The organism is Vagococcus bubulae (assembly GCF_003950315.1).
Lineage (GTDB): Bacteria > Bacillota > Bacilli > Lactobacillales > Vagococcaceae > Vagococcus > Vagococcus bubulae.
On record NZ_NGJT01000006.1, the window covers coordinates 87034 to 110146 of the forward strand.

The 23113-nt window shown below is 33.2% G+C and carries 30 protein-coding genes, 1 tRNA gene and 2 other annotated features; of the genes, 7 read left to right on the top strand and 24 right to left on the bottom strand.

The window, feature by feature from the left end; genetic code table 11:
* Positions 1-7 precede the first annotated feature (7 nt).
* The 9 genes from folD to CBF36_RS04895 all read right to left on the bottom strand — a co-directional run bounded on the left by folD (position 8) and on the right by CBF36_RS04895 (position 5608).
* A complete protein-coding gene (folD, locus tag CBF36_RS04855) occupies positions 8-862 on the bottom strand; it encodes a bifunctional methylenetetrahydrofolate dehydrogenase/methenyltetrahydrofolate cyclohydrolase FolD (protein WP_125957110.1) in 855 nt (284 codons plus the stop codon).
* 331 nt (positions 863-1193) lie between these two features.
* On the bottom strand, positions 1194-1637 hold the full coding sequence (gene nusB / locus CBF36_RS04860; protein ID WP_243637978.1) for a transcription antitermination factor NusB: 444 nt from the start codon (positions 1635-1637) through the stop codon (positions 1194-1196).
* A gap of 1 nt (position 1638) precedes the next feature.
* The gene (locus CBF36_RS04865) at positions 1639-2067 is read right to left on the bottom strand and encodes an Asp23/Gls24 family envelope stress response protein (RefSeq protein ID WP_125957112.1); all 429 of its coding nucleotides are present in this window, start codon (positions 2065-2067) and stop codon (positions 1639-1641) included.
* A 24-nt stretch (positions 2068-2091) separates the two neighbouring features.
* Complete coding sequence (gene efp, locus CBF36_RS04870; RefSeq protein ID WP_125957114.1) at positions 2092-2649, bottom strand: elongation factor P; 558 nt, start codon at positions 2647-2649, stop codon at positions 2092-2094.
* Positions 2650-2686: 37 nt separating this feature from the next.
* Positions 2687-3751, bottom strand: coding sequence for a M24 family metallopeptidase (locus CBF36_RS04875; RefSeq protein WP_125957115.1), 1065 nt, complete (start codon positions 3749-3751; stop codon positions 2687-2689).
* Positions 3752-3869: 118 nt separating this feature from the next.
* Positions 3870-4154, bottom strand: coding sequence for a 50S ribosomal protein L27 (rpmA, locus tag CBF36_RS04880; RefSeq protein WP_071456391.1), 285 nt, complete (start codon positions 4152-4154; stop codon positions 3870-3872).
* On the bottom strand, positions 4148-4495 hold the full coding sequence (locus tag CBF36_RS04885; RefSeq protein WP_125957117.1) for a ribosomal-processing cysteine protease Prp: 348 nt from the start codon (positions 4493-4495) through the stop codon (positions 4148-4150). Before CBF36_RS04885 ends, rpmA begins: the two co-directional genes overlap by 7 nt.
* 22 nt (positions 4496-4517) lie before the next feature.
* Complete coding sequence (rplU, locus tag CBF36_RS04890) at positions 4518-4826, bottom strand: 50S ribosomal protein L21 (protein ID WP_071456389.1); 309 nt, start codon at positions 4824-4826, stop codon at positions 4518-4520.
* 20 nt (positions 4827-4846) lie between these two features.
* Positions 4847-4917 (bottom strand) — a sequence feature (ribosomal protein L21 leader region).
* A gap of 76 nt (positions 4918-4993) precedes the next feature.
* Positions 4994-5608 (bottom strand): TetR/AcrR family transcriptional regulator, encoded by a 615-nt coding sequence (locus tag CBF36_RS04895; RefSeq protein ID WP_165865384.1) that lies wholly within the window; start codon positions 5606-5608, stop codon positions 4994-4996.
* 272 nt (positions 5609-5880) lie between these two features.
* Here CBF36_RS04895 and CBF36_RS04900 point away from each other — a divergent pair.
* A tRNA-Arg gene (locus CBF36_RS04900) sits at positions 5881-5954 on the top strand.
* Between the two features lie 72 nt (positions 5955-6026).
* Here CBF36_RS04900 and CBF36_RS04905 read toward each other — a convergent pair.
* Positions 6027-6728, bottom strand: a complete 702-nt coding sequence (locus CBF36_RS04905) for an O-methyltransferase (protein WP_125957120.1) — start codon at positions 6726-6728, stop codon at positions 6027-6029.
* A gap of 140 nt (positions 6729-6868) precedes the next feature.
* Here CBF36_RS04905 and CBF36_RS04910 point away from each other — a divergent pair, with 140 nt between their 5' ends.
* Positions 6869-8788, top strand: a complete 1920-nt coding sequence (locus CBF36_RS04910; RefSeq protein WP_125957121.1) for a fructose-1,6-bisphosphatase — start codon at positions 6869-6871, stop codon at positions 8786-8788.
* A 108-nt stretch (positions 8789-8896) separates the two neighbouring features.
* On the opposite strand, the gene rplT is transcribed toward CBF36_RS04910, so the two are convergent.
* The 3 genes from rplT to infC form a co-directional block, all read right to left on the bottom strand.
* Positions 8897-9256 carry a 50S ribosomal protein L20 gene (rplT, locus tag CBF36_RS04915; protein WP_071456385.1) on the bottom strand — a complete coding sequence of 120 codons (360 nt, stop codon included), beginning with the start codon at positions 9254-9256 and terminating at the stop codon, positions 8897-8899.
* A gap of 66 nt (positions 9257-9322) precedes the next feature.
* Positions 9323-9523, bottom strand: a complete 201-nt coding sequence (gene rpmI / locus CBF36_RS04920; RefSeq protein ID WP_071456384.1) for a 50S ribosomal protein L35 — start codon at positions 9521-9523, stop codon at positions 9323-9325.
* 25 nt (positions 9524-9548) lie between these two features.
* Positions 9549-10070, bottom strand: coding sequence for a translation initiation factor IF-3 (gene infC, locus CBF36_RS04925; protein ID WP_071456383.1), 522 nt, complete (start codon positions 10068-10070; stop codon positions 9549-9551).
* Positions 10071-10095: 25 nt separating this feature from the next.
* Positions 10096-10232: a sequence feature (ribosomal protein L20 leader region), on the bottom strand.
* Between the two features lie 132 nt (positions 10233-10364).
* Here infC and CBF36_RS04930 point away from each other — a divergent pair.
* Positions 10365-11036, top strand: coding sequence for a pentapeptide repeat-containing protein (locus CBF36_RS04930; RefSeq protein ID WP_165865385.1), 672 nt, complete (start codon positions 10365-10367; stop codon positions 11034-11036).
* Positions 11037-11072: 36 nt separating this feature from the next.
* Here CBF36_RS04930 and CBF36_RS04935 read toward each other — a convergent pair whose 3' ends face one another.
* From CBF36_RS04935 to dhaK, 6 genes are all read right to left on the bottom strand, one after another.
* Entirely contained in the window at positions 11073-11273 is a 201-nt protein-coding gene (locus tag CBF36_RS04935) for a cold-shock protein (protein WP_125957125.1), read from the bottom strand.
* Between the two features lie 202 nt (positions 11274-11475).
* Positions 11476-12468, bottom strand: a complete 993-nt coding sequence (dhaQ, locus tag CBF36_RS04940; protein ID WP_125957127.1) for a DhaKLM operon coactivator DhaQ — start codon at positions 12466-12468, stop codon at positions 11476-11478.
* A gap of 101 nt (positions 12469-12569) precedes the next feature.
* Positions 12570-13703 carry a glycerol dehydrogenase gene (locus CBF36_RS04945; RefSeq protein ID WP_125957129.1) on the bottom strand — a complete coding sequence of 378 codons (1134 nt, stop codon included), beginning with the start codon at positions 13701-13703 and terminating at the stop codon, positions 12570-12572.
* A gap of 15 nt (positions 13704-13718) precedes the next feature.
* Entirely contained in the window at positions 13719-14087 is a 369-nt protein-coding gene (gene dhaM, locus CBF36_RS04950; RefSeq protein WP_125957131.1) for a dihydroxyacetone kinase phosphoryl donor subunit DhaM, read from the bottom strand.
* Positions 14088-14666: a dihydroxyacetone kinase subunit DhaL gene (gene dhaL / locus CBF36_RS04955; RefSeq protein ID WP_125957132.1), complete on the bottom strand. Its 579-nt coding sequence runs from the start codon at positions 14664-14666 to the stop codon at positions 14088-14090.
* 16 nt (positions 14667-14682) lie between these two features.
* Positions 14683-15672: a dihydroxyacetone kinase subunit DhaK gene (gene dhaK / locus CBF36_RS04960; protein ID WP_125957134.1), complete on the bottom strand. Its 990-nt coding sequence runs from the start codon at positions 15670-15672 to the stop codon at positions 14683-14685.
* A 165-nt stretch (positions 15673-15837) separates the two neighbouring features.
* Here dhaK and dhaS point away from each other — a divergent pair, with 165 nt between their 5' ends.
* Positions 15838-16377: a dihydroxyacetone kinase transcriptional activator DhaS gene (dhaS, locus tag CBF36_RS04965; protein ID WP_125957136.1), complete on the top strand. Its 540-nt coding sequence runs from the start codon at positions 15838-15840 to the stop codon at positions 16375-16377.
* Between the two features lie 39 nt (positions 16378-16416).
* On the opposite strand, the gene trmB is transcribed toward dhaS, so the two are convergent.
* The 4 genes from trmB to CBF36_RS04985 all read right to left on the bottom strand — a co-directional run bounded on the left by trmB (position 16417) and on the right by CBF36_RS04985 (position 19963).
* Positions 16417-17061 (bottom strand): tRNA (guanosine(46)-N7)-methyltransferase TrmB, encoded by a 645-nt coding sequence (gene trmB, locus CBF36_RS04970; protein WP_125957137.1) that lies wholly within the window; start codon positions 17059-17061, stop codon positions 16417-16419.
* Between the two features lie 54 nt (positions 17062-17115).
* Positions 17116-17895, bottom strand: coding sequence for a phosphotransferase family protein (locus CBF36_RS04975; protein ID WP_125957139.1), 780 nt, complete (start codon positions 17893-17895; stop codon positions 17116-17118).
* Positions 17896-17999: 104 nt separating this feature from the next.
* Positions 18000-19229: an ABC transporter permease gene (locus CBF36_RS04980; RefSeq protein WP_125957141.1), complete on the bottom strand. Its 1230-nt coding sequence runs from the start codon at positions 19227-19229 to the stop codon at positions 18000-18002.
* The gene (locus CBF36_RS04985; RefSeq protein ID WP_125957143.1) at positions 19229-19963 is read right to left on the bottom strand and encodes an ABC transporter ATP-binding protein; all 735 of its coding nucleotides are present in this window, start codon (positions 19961-19963) and stop codon (positions 19229-19231) included. The genes CBF36_RS04980 and CBF36_RS04985 overlap by 1 nt, the downstream gene beginning before the upstream one ends.
* 147 nt (positions 19964-20110) lie before the next feature.
* On the opposite strand from CBF36_RS04985, the gene CBF36_RS04990 reads away from it, so the two are divergent.
* From CBF36_RS04990 to CBF36_RS05000, 3 genes are all read left to right on the top strand, one after another.
* Positions 20111-20539 (top strand): HIT family protein, encoded by a 429-nt coding sequence (locus CBF36_RS04990; RefSeq protein ID WP_125957145.1) that lies wholly within the window; start codon positions 20111-20113, stop codon positions 20537-20539.
* The gene (locus CBF36_RS04995; protein WP_125957147.1) at positions 20536-20916 is read left to right on the top strand and encodes a YtxH domain-containing protein; all 381 of its coding nucleotides are present in this window, start codon (positions 20536-20538) and stop codon (positions 20914-20916) included. Before CBF36_RS04990 ends, CBF36_RS04995 begins: the two co-directional genes overlap by 4 nt.
* Positions 20917-21047: 131 nt before the next feature.
* Entirely contained in the window at positions 21048-22055 is a 1008-nt protein-coding gene (locus tag CBF36_RS05000; protein ID WP_125957149.1) for a peptidylprolyl isomerase, read from the top strand.
* Positions 22056-22099: 44 nt separating this feature from the next.
* Here CBF36_RS05000 and CBF36_RS05005 read toward each other — a convergent pair whose 3' ends face one another.
* Entirely contained in the window at positions 22100-23107 is a 1008-nt protein-coding gene (locus CBF36_RS05005) for a lipoate--protein ligase (protein WP_125957151.1), read from the bottom strand.
* Positions 23108-23113: the final 6 nt, after the last annotated feature.

Below are 23113 nucleotides of genomic sequence, written 5' to 3' on the forward strand. Positions count from 1 at the left end.
ATTCTTTTTATTCACCACAATGCTTTCTTCCTTGGTTCATGGTTTGTTCCATTAACATCGTAATAGTCATCGGTCCAACCCCTCCTGGAACAGGTGTGATGGCACTAACTTTTGGCAATACATCTTGGTAATCAACGTCTCCTACTAATTTGCCCTCACTATTACGATTCATTCCAACATCAACCACAACAGCTCCTTCTTTCACATAATCTGATGTGATAAATTCGGCTTGTCCAATTGCTGCTACCAACACGTCTGCCGTTAGCGTTTCATCTTTCAAATTTTTTGTTTTTGAATGGGCAATTGTCACAGTCGCATCTTCATTTAACATCATATGCATCAAAGGTTTACCGACGATATTACTTCGACCGATAATCACAACTTTTTTACCAACTAAGTCAATCTGGTGTTCTTTTAATAACGTAATAATGCCGTATGGAGTACATGGATGCATGTCTGGATCTCCCACAAATAACTTACCAACATTTAATGGATGGAATCCATCAACATCCTTTCTAGGATCAATGGCTAATAATACTTTTTCTTCATCTATATGTTTTGGTAATGGTAGCTGAACTAAAATACCATCTACTGAATCATCTTGATTGTATGATTCAATAATTAATAAAAGCTCTTCTTCCTTAATTGAGTCATCTAATCGTCTCACAATTGAATTAAATCCTATTTTTTGTGCTGATTTCTCTTTATTTTTAACATATACCTTGCTTGCACTATCTTCTCCGATTAAAATGACCACAAGTGTTGGTATACGATAACCTTTATTTTTCCATTCTGTCACTTCATTGGCTAAATCTTCTTGCATTTTGTTTGCTAATGCTTTCCCGTCTAAAATTACTGCCATAGTCTCCATCCCCTCATTTTTTCATTTCATTTTATTGTATCATAAGCTTTTTTTAATAGAAAATATCATCTCGTTTAATAAAAAAACTAATTATGATAACATTCCTTAGTTAAAAGTCATCTTATCATAATTAGTTCTTATTATACTATGAATTTATATTTCAACAATAAAAATTACTGAATACTTTCATTTCTATTTACGTTAGATAAAAATATTATCTACTTTATTTTACACTGAAGCATATTACACTAGCTATTAACATTTACTTACAACAATTCATGATAGCTTATTTAAAAAGACAAAAAGAAATTAATCTTTTTGTCTGTTATGCTTAAACCGTTTCTGTTTCTATATCTTCTAATACTGATGACAAAACACCATTAATAAAACGTTTCGATTCGTCATCGCTGTACGTTTTAGCTAATTCAAGCGCCTCATTCAATGATACTTTGTTAGGTATATCTTTTAAATATAGCATTTCAAAAATCGCTAGACGTAAAATAATCAAATCAGCTTTAGCTAAACGATTAATTTTCCATCCTTTTAAATGTTTTTCAATCACTTCATCAAGTGAGCTTTGTTTCTCCATAATTCCAGTTACTACCACTTCTAAATAAGTTGGAATCACTAAATCTTCTTCCTCTAACTCAAAACTCTCATCCATTAGTGATAATGTATAACTGATTGAATCAATAATCGCAGCATCTTCTTGATACATCATTGAAAAAATCGTTTGAAAAGCTACTTCTCTTAATTGGTGTCTTGTTAATCCCACTCTAATCTTCCTCATCTTCTGAATCGAATAATTCATTTAAATCTGGCAATGTTGTTTTTTCAGGTACTACCCCAACAACATGCACGTTTACTTCTTCTATTTCCAAATCTGTCATATAAAGGACTTGTTGTTTCACTTTTTCTTGCATATCAATCGCTGTTTTAGGTACAGATACGCCATAATTTAAGAAACAATATAAATCAATTTTTATTTTGCCCTCATCGTTTGTTAGATAGACACCTTTATCATGAACGGAACTTCCAAAAAGTTCTGCAACATTAGATGCTAAGTTACCGCGCATGCCATAAACACCAGATACTTTTGATGCAGCAATACCTACAATAACTTCTATTACTTCAGGAGCAACAACAATTTCTCCGTCAATCGCTTGATTTTGGTTACTTAATACCAAATTTTTATTTTCTGACATTAAACTTCCTCCTTTACTTTATCACTATGCACGAGAAACATATGACCCATCGGATGTATTAATAATCAAACGGTCCCCAGCATTAATAAAGAATGGCACTTGGACAACAAGGTCTGTTTCCATAACAGCAGGTTTTGACCCTCCTGATGATGTGTCCCCTTTAATTCCTGGTTCTGTTTCTTTGACTTCTAATTCTACCGTATTTGGAAGATTAATTCCAATAGTTTCTGTTCCATACATCATAATATGACATTCGCTATTTTCTAATAAGTAATTTAATTCTTCTGCTATTTGTTCGTGTGGTAATTCTAATTGCTCATAAGTATCCATATCCATAAAGACATAACTGCCTCCAGATTCATAAAGATACTGCATTTTTTTGTTATCTATTTGCGCTTTAGCTACTTTTTCTCCACCACGAAATGTTTTCTCAGCAGTACTTCCATTTCGTAAATTTTTTAATTTTGTTCGAACAAACGCTGCACCTTTTCCTGGTTTAACATGTTGAAATTCAATGACACGATAAATATTACCATCTACTTCAATCGTTAAGCCTGTTTTTAAATCATTAACTGATATCATAACGGCCTCCTAAAATATTGTTTTTCACATGAATTATCTATAAAATAATAAGCTCTTTTGGAGAGTGTGTCAATCGGTCAATGCCATCTTCTGTCACTAACATATCATCTTCAATTCGAACCCCACCAATTCCTGGTAAATAAATTCCTGGTTCATTTGTGATAACATTTCCTGGAACAAACGCTTTTTCAGCTAATTTAGAGACATTTGGTCCTTCATGAATTTCTAACCCAATACCATGTCCTGTTGAGTGACCAAAAGCTTCGCCATATCCTTTTTCACTAATATAATCTCTTGCGACTGCATCTAATTCAATACCCGTCATACCTGGCTTAGCTGTATCTAAAACCAATTGTTGCGCTTCTTTGACAATTTGATAAATTTCTTTCAATTTTTCGCTTGGTTCACCTAAAGAAATCGTTCTTGTCATATCAGAAACATATCCATTATAGTAGCAACCAAAATCAATCGTAATAAAATCGCCAACTTCGATAACTTTATCACTTGCAACACCATGTGGCATAGCTGAACGTAATCCACTTGCAACAATTGTATCAAATGACACACCACTTGCTCCTAAACTTCTCATATAAAAGTCTAATTCATTCGCTACTTGTATTTCAGTCATTCCTGGTTTGATGTAAGTTAAAATATGTTCAAACGCAGCGTCTGCGATTTGACACGCTTTACGAATGGTTTCAATTTCAGCAATGTCTTTTACTTCACGTAATGTTTCGATTACGCCTGTTACAGGTATTAAATCAACGTCTACTAATTCTTCTAACACAGTATATTGGAAAAACGATACTGTTTGTTCTTCAAAAGCCATATTTTGAACTTTAGATTGATTCACTAAATCAGCAGCAACGTTAAAAGCAGGTTCAACATTTTTAACAATCTCATATCCTACACATTGCTCAGCCGCTTGTTCAGTGTATCTAAAATCTGTAATAAAATACGCTTGATCTAATGTAATCAAAGCAATACCTGTTGTCCCTGTAAAGCCTGTTAAATATCTCAAATTATATGAATTAGTAATTAAAAAACTATCTATTCCACGTTCCACCATTTTACTTCGTAATTTTTCTACACGTTCCATCATTTACGTCGCCCTCTTTTCATTATGCTACTTTTTATTATAACAAACTTATTAAGGAAATAAAATCAAACGAAACAAAAAAAGCAGCCTATTCCAACGAATAAGCTGCTCAATAGTTTAATTATTTAGCCACTGGATAAACTGATACTTGTGTTTTTTCGCGACCTTTGCGTTCGAAACGAACCACACCGTCTACTTTTGCATACAATGTATCATCTCCACCACGACCAACGTTTTCACCTGGATAAATTTTTGTTCCGCGTTGACGGTATAAAATTGATCCACCTGATACAGTTTGACCATCAGCACGTTTAGCACCTAAACGTTTTGATCTTGAGTCACGACCGTTAGTAGTAGAACCTCCACCTTTTTTATGGGCGAATAATTGTAAATTCATTTTTAACATGGATTTGCACCTCCTTGACTGAGTTTAACTTGTATAAATGCTTGATTATCAGCTTTAATTGAGCGTAGCCCAATTAATAAACTGTGAACCAATAAATTTGTTATATCAATTTGTTTATCTGATAAAGAATCCAATCTTTCAAAATAAAGATATCCTGACTCCATTTCGTAAATGGGCGTATAGTCTGCTAGTTCGTTAATACTGTTTATGGTATTAATTGACAAAGCAGATGCTGCTGCACACACTATATCGTATCCATAAGGACCTGATTCAGCATGTCCATCCATTTCAAATGATAAAAAGTCACCGGTCTCAGTTTGCTTAAATTTAGCCTGTATCACAAGCATACCTACTTTCTAAAAATTAGGCATTAATTGCTTCAATCATAACTTTTGTATAAGGTTGACGATGACCTTGTTTACGATGACTGTCTTTTTTAGGTTTATATTTGTAAGTTACAACTTTCTTTTGTTTTCCTTGTTTTTCAACAGTTCCTTCAACAGTTGCTCCTTCAACAAGTGGTGTTCCAACTTTTGTTGATTCTCCACCTACTAAAACGACTTCATCAAACACAACTTTACCGCCAGCTTCTACGTCTAATTTTTCAACGTAAATTGCTTGACCTACTTCTACTTTAACTTGTTTTCCACCAGTTTTTACAATAGCGTACATGTTTGTTCCGCACCTCCTTCTTCTTTACTTAGACTCGCCGTCACAAGCGACTAATGTTCTTAATACTTGTTTCGTGCGGTTGTAGTTGTGGTGCACACAAATACAACATTAACATCCTACCAAAAAAAAAGAGAATAGTCAATAACTTTTGACCATTCTCCGTAATATTAGATTGTTTCAGATACAAAAAAGTCAGATAACCCAACTTCAATAAACAATTCCGAGCGATACATTTTTGATACCATCGCTGCAATATAATGATTAGCATAAATTTGACCTTCACTCACCCATGCATTCGAAATACCTAGTAATGAGTAAACGACGAAGTTATTCACTAATTCTTTTGGCATTTTTCTAACTGGGATAGAGTTACCATAGTTCACATGAGCTAATACATAGTCGTATAAACGCTCACTAAACAATACTCGGTAGTCTTCTGCATCGTTCTCATTTAGTAACGTTACAAAGAATTCTGGTGAATTACCAATATAAGCAAACACACGATCTAAAACGATTCGTGGAATTTGTTTCTCTTCATCACCTTGGTAAGGAACGTATTCCACTACTGATTCATAGAAATCTTCAATAATTTCTTCCATGATTGTTTCGATAAAAGTATCTTTATCTCGGTAATGTAAATAAAAAGTCCCTCTGGTAACACCTGCTTGATTTGTTAAATCTTTAATGTTCATTTCACTTAAACTACGTGTTTTTAACAAATCTAAAAAAGCTTGTCTTAGTTTTTTACGAGTTTTAATGACTCGTGGATCAATTTTCCCCATATTGTATATTCCCCTTACACCTAAATTAATTGTTATATTGTTTAATTTCCCCATAATATCAACAATACTTTTGTAAGTATACATCATACTTCTACTTTTTGTCTAGTATTTTTAATTTTCGTTTGTTTATCATCCATTTTTTCTTTTAATTTTCCTTTTAGACAGGGTTTTTTTATAACATAAAATTTTATTAAAAAAACAGTTGACTATTCTTTAAAAATTGTTTATGATTATTCTGTTGTTTAAAACAACCAATACTACTTATACATCCAGTCGCAGTAGCTCAGCTGGATAGAGCATTCGCCTTCTAAGCGAACGGTCGGGGGTTCGAATCCCTCCTGCGACGTTATTTAAACCAACTGATAATTTGTTTATCAGTTGGTTTTTTTTGAGAACAATAAAAAAGAATGTGCCTATATCACATTCCTTCATCAATCGTTAATTGTACGTCATCCACTTCTTTTGAAATCATCAATACACCATCCCCTAAAGGAAGAATCGTGACAGATAAATCATCATTCCCTAGTACAGCATCGTATAATTTATTCAATTTTCGATAAATCGTTCGCTGACTCTTAGGGATATCTTTTATATCATGCATGACTGTTCCAGCTTGAAACACGTCATCAATCATAATGACCCCACCTGTTTTTACTAGCCTTAAACATTCTGGTAAAAACTCAATATACTTCGACTTTGCGCTATCCATAAAAATAAAATCGTATGGTCCATCAAGTGTTCCTAATATATCTTTTGCGTCACCTTCTAGTAACGTCACTTGGTCTTCAATTTCTAATTTTTCAAAGGTATTTTTTGCTCGCCTAATCATGACATCAAATCGATCAATCGTTGTCACATGACTATCTTTTCCCATCGCCTCTATCATCAAACTAGCAGAAAAGCCGATAGCTGTGCCTATTTCTAAAACATTTTTTGCTTTAATTTGTTTTAAGAAAAAACGTAAAAACGTGGCTGTTTCATTAGGAATGACCGGAACACCTGTTTCTTTAGCTTCAGTTTGAATATCGCCTACTTTACCACCAATTTCTGGTTGTCTATGTCGAATTAACTCGATTATTTCATCTTTTAATACCGGACGATACATCATTTCATTTCTCATTTTTATCACCTATCCAATCCTTTCAAATTATACAAATTTTTTTATCATTTGACAATTAGGTGTTTTTTACCAATTGGTATACATTGACTAATAGTGTATGATAGACTACTATTAATTAAAAAAGAAAAGGTTTAGGTTATATGATAGAACAAAACAAATATCTTGATTTACTTTATAAACAACACGGTAGCAAAGAAAACATCATTAGCGAAATCATAAATTTGAAAGCGATTCAAAATTTACCTAAAGGAACGGAGCACTTTGTTAGTGATTTACATGGGGAATTTAATGCCTTCCAACATCTATTAAGAAATGGATCGGGTAACGTTAAGGAAAAAATTAATGAAGTATTTAATAACGAATTAACTCATGATGAAAAGCAAACACTTGCTTCTCTTATTTATTATCCTGAACAAAAATTGAAACATATTGAAAAACAAATCAACACTGATTGGTATAGACAGACAATCGACCAACTCGTTCGCTTAATAAAATTTAGTGCGAGTAAATACACTCGCTCTAAATTAAGGAAATCTTTACCAAAACGTTTTTCATATATCATTGAAGAATTACTTTATCAAGTAAAATCAAATGCAGATAAAGAAGAATACTATAACCAAATTATTTCTGATGTCTTAACTCTTAAACAAGGAAATGCTTTAATTATTGATTTATGTTACACCATCCAACGTTTAGTGGTAGACCATTTACACGTTGTTGGTGACATTTATGATAGAGGACCAGAACCAGATAAAATTATTGATGCTTTAATTAATTACCATTCAGTCGATATCCAATGGGGAAACCATGATATCATTTGGATTGGGGCTGCAGCAGGCTCTCCTCTTTGTATGATGAACATCATTCGTATTTCTGCAAGATATAATAATTTAGATATTATTGAGGATACTTACGGCATTAACTTACGACCATTACTAACCTATGCGGAAAAATATTATCTAGATAACCCTATGTTTCGACCTAAGACAACACCTGAAACCACCTCATCAAACGAAGAGATATTAGAAACAACAAAAATGCACCAAGCTGCTGCGATTTTACAATTTAAATTGGAAGAACAATTAGTTTCTAGGCGACAAGAGTTTAATATGGATCATAGAAAACTTTTAACAACTGTCGACTACACTGATTTATCCATTCATTTAAAAGGGAAAAAGTATGCTTTAACTAATACCTGTTTTATGACAGTGGATCCTAATAATCCCGCTAAATTAACAGTTGAAGAAGAAGAAATTATCGAGCGATTAATGCAAAATTTTATTCATTCTGAAAAACTAAAACGGCACACTGATTTTCTAGTAAAAAAAGGCAATATGTATCTTGTTTACAACGACAATTTACTTATTCATGGATGCGTCCCTTTAAATCAAGACGGTTCATTAAAAGCGTTCCATATCAACGGACATTCGTATAAAGGGAAATATCTATTAGATTTTTTTGAAACCAGCTTAAGAAGAGCTTACGCTAATCCACATAGTCATAACGATATCGACACAGATTTACTTTGGTATTTATGGTCAGGAGAAAATTCGTCATTATTTGGAAAAAAAGAAATGACAACTTTTGAACGGTATTTTATCGAAGACAAAGAAACTCACGTAGAAGAAAAAAATGCTTATTATAAGCTGAGAGAGCGTCAAGAAACGATTGCTTTTATCCTTTCTGAATTTGGTCTTCACAAGGAAGATAGCCACCTTATAAATGGTCATACTCCTGTAAAAGAGATTAAAGGAGAAACGCCTATTAAAGCAGGCGGAAAGATGTTGGTAATTGATGGTGGCTTTTCAAAACCTTATCAAAAAACAACTGGTATCGCCGGCTATACTCTTTTATATAATTCTTATGGTATGCAGCTGGTTGCCCATAAGCCTTTTTCTTCTATAGAAGATGTTATTTTACAAAACGATGATATTGCTTCAATCAAACGAATTGTGGATAGACCTGTGGAAAGAAAATACGTAAGAGATACTACAATCGGAGCAAGCTTACAAGAGCAAATTAATGACTTAAACAAATTATTGAATTACTTAACTTATTAATAAAAAAACAAGCACATACTTCTTTAAGGTTATTTCACCTAAAAAAAGTATGTGCTTTTCATATAAAAAAATCTAGAAAATATACATCTTCTAGATTAATAATCATTATTATTTAGCTAATGCTGCTTTTGCTTGGTCAGCTAATGTTGTAAATGCTTCTGCATCATGGATAGCAATATCAGCTAACATTTTACGGTTCATATCAATGTTTGCTAATTTTAAACCATGCATGAATTTAGAGTAACTTAAACCATTCATACGAGCTGCTGCGTTAATACGAGCAATCCATAATTTACGGAAGTTACGTTTTGTTTGACGACGATCTCTAAATGCGTATGTATAAGAAGTCATCACTTGTTCTTTTGCTGTTTTATATAATGTATGTTTTGAGCCATAGTAGCCTTTAGCTAACTTAAGCACTTTTTTACGACGTTGGCGAGTTACTGTTCCACCTTTTACACGTGCCATGATAATTCCTCCTTGAGTTGTTCATTATTTCAGTATATATTTTTAGCTATTATCAGGAACTAAAAATTATTTCATGCGAGTCAATTGTTGACGAATACGTTTGTAGTCGCCTTTTGATACCATTGCTGGACGGCGTAATTGACGACGTTGTTTTTTAGTTTTTCCATGGAAACGGTGACTAGTAAATGCGCGATGTCTTTTAAGACCTCCACCACCAGTACGTTTTACACGTTTTGCTAATCCACGGTGTGTTTTCATTTTTGGCATGTTATTTTCCTCCTCAGATTTTTACCTACTTATCTGTTTTTGGTGCAAGCATGATAAACATACTTCTACCATCCATTTTCGCTTTTTGTTCCACAACTGAAATATCATTTGTTTCATCTGCTAAGCGATTTAAGACGTTCTGACCAATTTCTTTATGGGTAATCGCACGACCTTTAAATCGGATAGAAGCTTTCACTTTATCACCTTTTTCAAGGAATTTACGCGCGTTACGCAATTTGGTATTAAAATCATTGACATCGATTGTTGGGCTCAAACGAACCTCTTTCACATTAATGACTTTTTGTTTTTTACGGGCTTCGCGTTCCTTTTTCTGTTGCTCAAAACGGAATTTTCCATAATCCATGATTTTTGCAACTGGTGGTTTAGCGTTTGGTGATACTAAAACTAGATCAAGATTTGCCTCTTGAGCAATTCTTAAAGCTTCTACTTTAGATTTAACACCTAGCTGTTCTCCGTCTACTGCAATTAAACGTAGTTCTCTTGCACGAATGCCGTCATTCACCATATTATCTTTAGCTATGGTCATTCACCTCCGAATTTTTTAGAGAAAAACACAGAAAAAAACGAGTTCTTTATAAATAAAGACCCCGCACCAAAATAGTATTTGATATCATATCAAAACTAAACGTTATCTAGCCCAACAACTTTTTATTGTTCAGGCGAGAAGCGGGTGCTTCTGCTTTAATTTCTCAACTTCTTTATTGTATAAGAATCAAATATAAAAGTCAACAACTTTTTTGATTAATTATTAGTCGTCTATTCTATACTTTTAATTTAAATATTGTATGATATCTATTAGAGAATAGAAAGGATGTACTGTATGAAAATAAAACAACCGATGATACAAGAAACACAGTTGACTCAAGCAACGACATTTCCACCTAATTTATCTGACATTTTATTAGAAAAATTATGGTTTGAAGACACAACCTATGAACAGCATGATCAAATTAATCGATTAATTATTGATAAAAATATTTGGAACAAAGTTTATTTTTCTAATCAAGTATGTGATGCCATCGAAATAAGCGACACTGTATTTGATGGCTGTGATTTTTCAAACACGGAATGGATAAATAGTTCGTTCCACCGTGTCGTATTTAAAAATTGTCGACTGACTGGTGTCAATTTTGCTGATTCTTATATAAACCATTGCCAGTTTATTGATTGCTCTATGCACTACGCTTCTTTTAATTTTGCTAAAATCAGATACACATCTCTTACTCAATGTGATTTGATTTCTTCTGAGTTTTCAGATATGGATTGGAAACACTTAGAATTATCCCATTGTTTTTTAAATAAAACGACTTGGGTAAATACATCACTCACTACATTAAATCTATCAAGTTGTCAGTTTGAACAACTTTACTTTTCTCCTGATAAAATACGTGGTTTGATTATTAACCTTGATCAAATTATTAATATTGGGTTGGCACTTGGCCTTGTACTAGACGAACCCTTAGATACAGTTGACAATAAAAAAACCACTTAAGTTTACCTTAAGTGGTTTTGTCTTTTAAAGTTAGAATTAAGCTTTAACGATGTTAGTTGCTTGAAGTCCACGTTGACCTTCTTCAACATCAAAAGTCACTTCTTGACCTTCTTCTAAAGTTTTGAATCCTTCACCTTGGATAGCTGAGAAATGTGCAAATACATCTTCTCCACCTTCTTGAGTGATAAAACCAAAACCTTTTTCAGCGTTAAACCATTTTACAGTTCCGTTTGCCATGTTGTGTTTCCTCCTTATTATCGCGTAATCATGTACGCATATTTTATTGCAATAAATGTGACGCTTAATAGGAGAAATGTAAACAGAATGTTAATTTTCCTAAAACGAATCAAATATACTACGCTTATTAATATAACATAGACTTTTAAATAATACAACTCTTTTTTTAATTAATCGTATGATTTTAGATGTTTTTTCTAAATTATGACCAAGCAAAGGCATTCGTTGTCATTTTTAAGTAATCTAACCATTTTTCCTCAACTATTTCTAAAAAGGTTAAAGATATACCAGCCATATCTGTTGATGTCATATAATTACCTGTCTTGGCAAATACAATTTCGACATCTTCCAAATCAAGTAATCGTCTCACATCATTAGAGAAGACATATTGCTCCATAATCGTTGTCGTACCTAATCCGTTAATTAATATAGCAAACTTTTTATCCGTGTAATCCTCATACTGAACAAGTAATTTATTAATTAATTCGTTAGCTAAATGTTCTGATGAATAGAATGGTTCACTTCGATAGCCTTTCTCTCCATGTATTCCGATTCCAAAAGAAATCATATCCTTTTCCAAATCAAAATTAATTTTATCACCCGTTAAGCTTGTTCCACTGGATAGGGCAACACCTAAGCTATTCATCGATTGAACAACTGTTTCTCCTAACTTAACTAACTCGGCAATACTTTTCCCTTCACTTGCCGCTGCACCAAGTATTTTATGAACAAACACAGTCCCTGCGACACCACGCCGTCTTTTTTCAAAACTACCTGTTTCAACAGAACAATCATCGTTAACAATTACATGCCCCACTTTATGACCTGCTTTTACTGCCATCTCTTTTGCTTTCAAAAAATTGGTTACATCAGCTTCAAAGTTTTTAATAATCAGTAAAACGCCTAACCCTTGATCTGTTTTTTTAATAGCTTCAAATACTTCTTCAGCTGTTGGTGGAATAAATAAAGGACCACTAACTGAAGCATCTAACATATTTTCTCCAATATAGCCAAAATGAGCTGGCTCATGTCCACTTCCTCCACCACTAATGATCGACACTTTATTTGAGGTTTTATCTTTACGTAATAATATACCTGTCTTAGGAACTCTTTGTAAGATATCTTGATGAATGTATGCCACACCATTCAAAACTTGCGAGACAGTATCTTTTGGCTTATTAATAATTCGTGTCATAACATCCCCCTTTTCTTTTTTCCTTTCCTAGTCTATCACAAGTATATAAAATAAACAGCCAGAATATAGGGCATTCTGACTGTTTCAATCATTTTTTATTATTATTTATGTTTTGCTTTGTAATCACGACCAATTTTATCTGCCGCAATAATCGCTGCAGCGACTTCTTCTTCAACAATAGGGAAAGGCATAGAATGAATTGATTCTTCTGGGATGCACGCTTTTTCAGCTACTTCCATTGCTTCTTCAAACGTAATGCTTTCTACTCCAATGTCTTCTAAACAAACTGGTAAACCAATTGACAAACTAAAATCAAGCACTTCATGTAATTCTTTTTGTGACGCATTTTCTAATACTAATTGGCAAATCACACTAAAAGCAACTTTTTCACCATGGAAATATGAATGAGTTCCTTCTAAAGCAGTTAATCCATCATGAATTGCATGTACTGCTGCTAAACCACTACTTTCAAATCCTAAACCAGATAACAAGATATTTGTTTCAACAATGTTTTCTAATGCTGGTGTTACTACATTATTATCACAGGCTATTTTGGCACTGTAGCCATTTTCAAGTAATGTTTCGTAACATACTTTAGCTAATGTATAGGCTGCAATTGTATTTTTAGCAGGTGCTGTTTCTTTTGTCACATAACCATTTGGTAAGCCGGCATTAACATTTGAAAATGAATTAGCTGTTGCACGTGCTTCAAATAATGTCGATAACGCATCTCCCATACCTGATACTAAAAATCTTGTTGGTGCGTTTGCAATAATAGTTGTATCAACCATTACCACACTTGGACTTTGTTTAAAGTAAGCATAATCATCAAACTCACCATCTTCAGTGTATAAAACAGCTGAATGGCTTGTTGGCGCATCAGTTGCGGCAATTGTTGGCACGATAATTAAGTTATCTCCTTCAGCCACACATTTTGAGGTATCAATGGCTTTTCCTCCACCTAAACCAATCACACAATCTGCTTCATTTTCTTTAGCAAACGCCTGTAATCTCGCTACTTCTTTGCGTGAACATTCACCGTTGAAATGACTTGGAATAAATGTAATACCAAATTTTTCTGCTGTTTTGTCTAATTTTTCTTGCACACGATTAATATCGTCTTGATGTGCGATTAAAAGAGCTGTCTTTCCATATGTTTTAACATAATAACCTAAGTTCAGTAATTCATCTTCGCCTTGTACATATTTTGATGGACTAATAAATGCTTTTCTCATGATTTTTCCCCCTAGTTATTTTACCTTTAATTCGCTTAATTGTTCTTCAATGGTTTTTAGATCAGCACCAGCTTGTATTAACGCGGCCGCTGTATAACTACTTTCAACTAATGCTGTATCATATAAAATGACATTTTTATCTGTCATGTCCATTGCTAATTCTAAATTCATTTTGGCACTTCCTAGATCGTAAAACGCTAGAATAGTGTCTGCCTCATTTTCTTCAAACGCTGACATAATCGTATCAAAACTTGTTCCAATACCATTATCTTCCAAACCACCAGCTGTCGTAATCGAGACATCTTTCGCTACTTCTCTGATTAAACGTGTAATACCCGTTGTAATCTCTGCTACATGTGAGACTAATACGATTCCTAAACTCATCTATTTCACTCCTGCTTCTATCATAGCTTCAAATAGGTAACTACTTGACATAGCTCCTGGATCAATGTGACCGATAGAACGCTCACCTAAATAAGAGGCACGTCCTTTTGTTGCTTTCATTTCTTTTGTGATTTCAGAAATTTCTTTAATTTTCTCTTCTGTTAAAGAGCCTTCTTTAAGTGACTCAATAACACGTGACCAAGTATCAAGCATTGTTTTTTCACCTGGCTCACTTTTTCCTCGTTTTTGAATCTCACTCATGCCACCTTCTAAAATCGTCACTAAATCATCCGATTTCATTGAGGCTTTTGTCATTCCCATAAAAGCTGAACCATATAACGGACCAGAAGCTCCACCAACTTTACTGATTAATGTCATCGCTGCTAACTTAAAAACCTCTGTTGGTGTTTCGGGATTTTTTTCTTCGATAGCTTTCATCATTTCGCTTGTCCCACGAGCCATATTAGCTCCGTGATCACCATCTCCAATAGGTGTATCTAACTCACTTAAATAAGCTTTATTTTCACCTACTTTATCTGTAAATAGTTGTAACCAATTTATCACTTGTTTTGTTTCCATATATGTCTCTCCTTTTTTACCACGCAATAGTTGTAACAGGTGCTTTCAAAGCTTCTGTCCATTCTGGTGTATCTAAGTGAATCATGGTTAACGACAAACCTTCCATATCAATTGATGTCATCACATCGCCCACTTTTTTGAAATCAACTACTAAACCATCTTCTTCAAGTAAAGCCTTTACATCATTCATGAAAACAAATTGTTCCATTAATGGTGTTCCACCTAAGCCATTCACTAACACACCGTATTTATCTCCAGACTTCCAGTTAAATTCATCTTTTAATTTCCCAACTAATTCTTCAGCTAATTTTCTTGATGATTGTAATTTTTCTTTACGATATCCAGGTTCACCATGAATACCAACTCCAAATTCAATTTCATCTTCTTCTAAAACAAATCCAGGTTTTCCTACTGCAGGAACTGTTGCACCAGTTAATGCAACACCTAGTGTTTTAATTTCTTTGACTAATTTGTCCCCAATTTCTTTTATCTCAGCTAATGTTTTACCACTTTCAGCCGCATGCCCTAAAATTTTATGAACAAAAATAGTTCCTGCCACACCACGTCTTCCAGCTGTGTATGTGCTGTCTTCAACCGCAATGTCGTCATCTACTAAAACTGTTTCAACTTCAATACCTTCCATTTCAGCTAAATCTTTTGCCATTTCAAAATTCATCACGTCACCAGAATAATTTTTAATGACGAGTAATACTCCAGCACCATCATCAGCTGCTTTAATTCCTTCCAGTACTTGGTCTGGGGTAGGCGATGTGAAAATTTCTCCACAAACAGCGGCACTTAACATCCCTTTTCCAACAAATCCAGCATGTGCAGGCTCATGACCACTTCCTCCACCACTTACGACACCGACTTTGTTACCAGAAATAGTCTTTTTAGCAATAACGTTTGTTCCTGGAACTCGTGTGACTAAATCACTATAAGCGTAAGAGAGTCCTTCAAGCATTTCATTTAATATGTCATCTGTTTGATTAATTATTTTTTTCATCGTCGCTTCCTCCGTTTTCTTATCTATGTCTGTATTATATAAAGAAAAGGCTTTCTTCGTAATGGACAGTTTTAAAAATGTGTCCGCTTTCAAAAATAAATCGCATTTGTCTTTTTCGTTTTAGCTTGTTATTCTATAGACAAGGTCAACTAAAGGAGGTCTCTCATGGCGTCAACGGGTTCTTTAATCACAAAAAAAGTCATCGCCTATTCATTAAAAGATTTATTAAAGACGACTCCCTATCAAAAAATATCCATAAAAGATATCATGTCTAACGCTGAATATCGTAGACAAACCTTTTACGATCATTTTACAGACAAAGAAGATTTGATTATTTGGATTTATCAACAAGAACTCACTGAAATTGTGGAACATTTTATCAACTATGATCACTGGACAGTGATTATTAAACGATTGGTTGATTATTTCAAAAAAAATAAATTGTTTTACCAAAAGACGTTACTGGAGTCCTATGTTTTTGATGCTCAATTATCGATTCAACTACAACAATTTATTTTATACTTAATCACCCATCCAAAAAAAGAAACGGTGAAACAAACCCAATCCGAAGAAACGGCTGATTTTTATGCATTTGCTGTGACAGGTGTCATTAAAAATTGGTTGTTTCATGATTGTCAAACACCAAAAGAACAACTCACTTCATCTATTACTACTCAATTATCTTTTCTCATCAGAGATAACTAAAAAACATCTTTGCGTTTTTTATCCGCAAAGATGTTTTTACTATTTCTCTTTAAAGGTTGCTTCTAATCGATAAATTGGTTGCCCCTTAGCAGAAAACTTTTCCTCATACTCTGTCATAATATTGCCTTCATAATCGCTACCATGTAAGTCAAGCCACACTTGATTTAAAACCATACCATATTGAGACAAACTAGCTAATGAGTATTCAAATAAACCTTGATTATCCGTTTTAAAGTGAAGTTGTGCACCTGATTTTGAGATAGTTTCATAGGTTTTTAAAAATGTTTTATAAGTTAGTCGTCTTTTAGCATGCTTTTTCTTTGGCCAAGGATCAGAGAAATTCAAATAAATTTGAGAAACTTCACCTTCTGCAAAAAAATCAGTTAAATCTGCTCCATTGACTAATAATAATTGCAAATTAGGTAACTGCTCAACCAATTGTTTTTCTAATACTGAAATCATGGCGTTTGTTTGAAGTTCAATACTCACATAGTTAATATCAGGATGAGCTTTTGCCATTTCGACAATAAATTGCCCTTTTCCACTCCCCACTTCTATATGAATGGGTTGTTCTTTTGCAAAACGTTCTTGCCATTTACCTTTCCACAAGCTGCCATCTGTTAAAATATACTGTGAATTGTCTTTAATTGTCTCCATTGCACCTGGTTTGTTTCTTAATCGCATAACGGATTCCTTTCTCTATAAAATAGCCCCTTGACTTTTAAGTCAAAGAGCTACTTATACATCATATAATTTTTTTAATAATGAAACATAGTTTGACATTTGTTTATATTCTTCTCGGTAATAACTTCTCTTAATTTGTTGCAGTAAATTCATTCCTGCATACCAATTGACCCGCTCCAATAACTCATCATCAACTGGTGTACCATACATTTCCAACCACTCTGCCCATTCTTTTTTAGAAACATATTGACCTAATATGGTTCCCAAATCATAAGCTGGATCAGATAAAACAGAGTAATCCCAATCAACTAAGTACAATTCTCCATTTGACGCAAGCATCCAATTATTATGGATAGCGTCACCATGACACGCAACAAATCCAATTGATGCATAAGATGGTAAGTGATTCTCTAGATAGCGAAAAACACGCATTAAATATTCATCATTTTTCAACTCTTTAGGTAAATCAGTTACATAGTCTTTCAAAAAATCAAAAGCTGATTTTTCTGCACCATCCATTCTTTTAAGCATTGACTTCAACGACTCTGATTGATGAAGATACCGCAACATATGTGCTACATCTTCATTATTAGAGAGCTCTTCTATCTCTAATTGTCGTCCTTCTAACCATTCTTGTGCAGTTAATATGTCCCCATTACTTGTTCTTTTAGTCCAAAGTAATTTTGGCGTTAATCCTTCACGAGATAAAGCGGCTAAAAAAGGAGTAGAATTACGCTTAATAAAGACTCTCTCATTTTCTTTCATACCTTTATAAGCTTTTCCGGTATCTCCTTTTATTGGTTGGAGATTCCAGTTTTTATCAAAATTAAACATGTTTATTACTCTCCATAACTGTCCTTTACTCACCTTTACCATCATTCCACTGTTCCACTACGGGATTACGAAAATTTAGTATAACACATTTCTATTGAAGTTTTTCATCTATTTGCATTTTTTTCAATTTTTTTTAGTCTCATAGGAAGATAGCCCCACGATAACACGAAACAAACCACAACAAATACCCCAAATAATTTCATTGCATCTAGTTTATTAGGTAGTGCAATCAAGACAATCACGCCATAAATAATTGTCATGATAATCAGCACACTTCTTATTATGGATAAAACCGCACCTGATTTTTGTTTAGGCGAAATGGGATATAGCTGAGTCATCAACATATAGTCAAATGCATGATACATTGGAATTAATTGAAATCCTAATAGATAGATAAACAAACTTCCTAGTATAGCCATTAGCCAAAATGACTGAGTAAAAAATAACAGGATGGCGCCCACAACAACTAAACGTAATGTCAGGCTACTATATTCTGAACTTCTAGAAGCAACTCTTGCATATAGATAAAGATACGTATTCTCTGAGATCTTCTTAATTTTATTTAACAAACCATCTAAATACTTTCTTCTCCTAACGTCTGATGATAACCCTGGAACATCTGTAAATAAATTAAAGAACGAATAGATTCGTTTCATTCTTTTTCTTTCTATATGAACACTCTTTTCCCAATTCAACTGACTTGTTTTCAAAGTCTGCTTTGCTAATATAACTAACACGATACTCACAATAATTGAAATGGCTGTTCCGATATAAAATGATAAAAATAAACTCGAAAAAAGCCCCAGTAAAGCACCTACACACCATACTAATCGATGCGTTGTCACTTTTTTTTCTGTATTAAGATAGAGCGACTCCAACTGTATCCATAAATCAGCATATTTTAATGCAATCAAACTCGCAATAATGAATAAAGCCATAGAAAACGTCACTGATCTTGTTGCAACCACTAAAGGAAACGTCACTCCAACTATTAAAGACAAACTAATCACTGGCAAAATCGTTGAGTAGTTCAAACTCTTTTTTAAATAGCTTGTCATCGCTCTTTCTTTTGGTAGTAAAAATACCATATCTGCTTCTTGCATTAAAGTACTCAATTGCCCTAAAAATAGACTGACAAACCAAAGTGCGATTACAACAAAAGGCATCCAAGAAATTTTGGGTGTTAATGTTTTCAAATATTCGGAATAATAGTATCCAAAACCACCTAGTCCCACCATACAAATTAAGATAAAATGATCATTCATCACATATTTTAAATAACGAAGCATTCGCTTTTGATGCTTGGCTAGACGTAGTTTATAAAACTCTGACATTATTTTCCCTCCTCTTTAGTAAGAGATAAATAAATGTCATCTAAAGAAGAGTCCGGGAGATGAAACTCTTCACGTAATTCCTCCATTGTCCCATTGGCTCTAACCTCACCATTATGTAAGACAACAAAACGATCACAATATATTTCAGCCGTAGCTAAAATATGAGTAGACATCAAAATAGCTGCACCTTGTTGTTTCATTTCATTCATCAATTCAAGTAGGGCATTAATGGCTAAAGGATCTAATCCTAAAAATGGTTCATCTATGATATACAAACTTGGCTCTGTCAAAAAAGCACACAATACCATGACTTTTTGTTTCATCCCTTTTGAAAAATGCGTTGGAAACCAGTCCAGTTTATTCTCTAACCGAAATAATTTTAATAAGTACTCCGCACGTTTTAAGGCTTCCTCTTTTGGAATATCATACGCCATCGCCGTTACTTCAATATGTTCTCTTAATGTCAATTCATCATACAATATTGGACTTTCTGGTATAAAGCCTATTTTTTTTCGATAGGATTCTGGGGCATTAAAAATGGTCTCATCATCAATGGTAATTTTTCCTTTTTGTGCATTAAGTAAACCAATAATATGTTTTATGGTCGTACTTTTACCTGCACCATTAAGACCAATTAATCCAACCATTTCACCAGATTTCACTTCAAAATTGACTGATTTTAAAACAGGAACATGGCCATAGCCTCCTGTTAAATTTTCTATTTTTAAACTCATTATTTTTCCTCCAATACATACTAGACTGATTATATCATATATCGTTCGTTTACTTACTTATTTTAATATTCATTGTCCTAACTTTTCATTCAATTGTGATAATGGTACACTAGAACAGAAAGCTGATAAACATAGGAGGAATAAAGTATGACTGATTGTATTTTTTGCAAAATAATAGAAAAAGAAATACCTAGTTACCCTGTATATGAAGACGATTTGGTATATGCCTTTTTAGACATTACTCAAACCACAAAAGGACACACTTTAGTGATTCCTAAAAAACATGTCACTGACATTTTTGAATATGATGAAACATTAGCATCAGACGTTTTTACTAGAATCCCTAAAATCGCACGCGCTCTTGAAAAAGCCTTTCCTGATATGGTTGGATTAAATATGGTTAATAATAACAAAGAAGCTGCTTATCAAAGCGTGTTTCACTCGCATGTTCATCTTATTCCAAGATACGGAAAAGAAGATGATTTTTCAATGACTTTTGCAGACAACGGTGCAAAATACTCAAAAGAAGAGATGGCTTCAATTGCGCATTCCATTAACAAGGAGATTATAAAATGAAAAAGAAAGAGAAGAACAACTCTTTTTCAGGAAAAAAATTTATTAAAGGATTTTTAGTTGGAGGCGCTATTTGTGGTGGTACAGCCCTTTTACTAGCCCCACGATCTGGGAAAGAAACACAACGATTAATCACTAATAAAATTGAAGCAGATATAAACTTTCTTCTATCATTAAGTAATCAAATTGATACCACAAAGATACAAGCTAATCAATTAACAGCCTTGTCACAAGAATTATTACCTGTTTTCGAAAAAGAAACAACAAAAAGTCTTAAAAAGTTTGAGTTTAAAGCTAAACCAAGAATTGACCAAATCAAAGAACAATTAGCTAAAATTGAACAAGATATCACCGAATTTCGAGATGCTCTTGAACAATAAAGTCTTAAATTATTTATAAATTCTTATTAACTTTTTATATAACCGTTTCGTTTAATTCTTTTTATGGTATAATAATAAACATGTTTATGAAGATTCATAATATTTACTGAAAATTAGATTGGAGACTCAAAATGAAAAACAAAAAATTCAAATTAGCCGCTGTTGCACTATTAAGTATGGTTACTTTAGCAGGTTGTTCTGGCGGTAAAGATATTGTAACAATGAAAGGTGGAAAAATTACTGATACTCAATTTTTCGATGAATTGAAAAAAAGTTCTACTTCATCTGAAACATTGGTTAACATGATTATTCAAAAAATTACTTTAGATGATTATGGTAGTAAAGTTGATCAAAAAGAAATTGATAAACAATACGCATCTTATGAAAAACAAAACGGTGGAAAAAAAGCCTTTGAAGCATTACTTAAACAAAATAATATGACAGCTAATCAATTTAAAGATAATATTAAACAAAGTTTAGCTTTCCAAGAAATGTTAAAATCTCACATCAAAGTAACAGATGCTGATCTTAAAGAAACTTGGAAAACATATCATCCACAAGTAGAAACACAAATCATGGCATTTGATTCTAAAGAAAGTGCTGAAAAAGCGTTGAAAAAAGTGAATGATGGTGAAGACTTTGCTAAAGTAGCTAAAAGTGATTCACAAGATACTGTGACTAAAGAAGATGGCGGAAAAGTGAAATTTGACTCAACTGCTACAACTGAACCTACTGGTGTAACTGTTCCTACAGAAGTAAAAGAAGCAGCTTACAAATTAGAAGATGGTAAAATATCTGATTTAATCACCGTTCAAAACCAACAAACTGGTGCTGATTCTTATTACATCGTGAAGATGGTGAAAAACAAACAAAAAGGTAACGACTATAAACCTTATGAAAAAGAATTAAAAGAAATTTTTGAACAAACTAAAATGTCTGATCCTACTTTCCAACAAGAAGTTATCGGTAAAGAGTTAGAAAAAGCAAATGTTAACATTAAAGATGAACAATACAAAAATATTTTAACACCATACTTACCACAAAAAGAAACAAAAACAAGTGACAGCAAGACATCTGATTCTAAAGAAACTAAATCAACTGATTCTAGCAAAGAAGAAACAACTGAATCAACTAAATAACAAAAAAAGCGTACTCTCTCATTTTTGAGGAGTACGTTTTTTTATTAATATAATAATTCAATTAAATCACTTGATTCAATATTTCCAAAATATTTTTTAACATCAATTTTTTCAACAGCTTTTGTAATAGACTCTTTATCATATTTTATTCCTGTAAGAATGTCTTCTACATCAGCAATCTGACCTAAACCGAAGAAATCGCCAAAGATACGAATGTCTTTAATTTCACCATCTGATACATTCATCTTTGCTTCAATTGAACCAATTGGGTATCTCTTACGACGTACAATGTCAAATTCAGGCGAACGACCATAGTTCCAATCCCAATTACGATATAATTTATCAGAGATAGCATTGATTTTTTTCCAATCTTCTTCTGTTAATTTGTATTCATTTACATCATTAATATCGGTTGTTTCAAAGATTTTTAATAAAATTTCTTTTCTAAAATCTTTTGTTGACATATATTGATAGTCATCAGATAAAAAGGGCTTAATATTAGTCACACGAGAACGAATTGATTTAATTCCTTTTGACTCAATCTTATCTTTTCTCACCTTTAGTGCATTTACAACTTCATTCACATCACTATCGAACATCAAGGTCCCATGAGCAAACATACGACCATTCGTTGCATACATCGCATTTCCAGAGAATTTTTTATCATCAATCACTAAATCATTTCTTCCTTTTAATTCTGCTCCTTCAACTCCTAGCTCATGAAGTGCGTCAATAATCGGTTGAGTCACTTTAGCAAAATTTCTGAATGATTCGCCATCATCTGGCATAATAAAACTAAAGTTTAAATTTCCTTCATCGTGATAAACTGCTCCACCACCACTTAAACGACGAACCACATGAATACCATTATCTTCAACGTAATCCATATTAATTTCTTCAATCGTATTTTGATTACGTCCGATAATAATAGATGGCTCGTTGATATAAAATAATAAAATTGGCTCATCTACAGGCATCTCTTGTAATAAAAATGTTTCAATCGCTAAGTTAATTCGTGGGTCTGTTATTTCTTCATTTGATACATAGATCATCGGTAC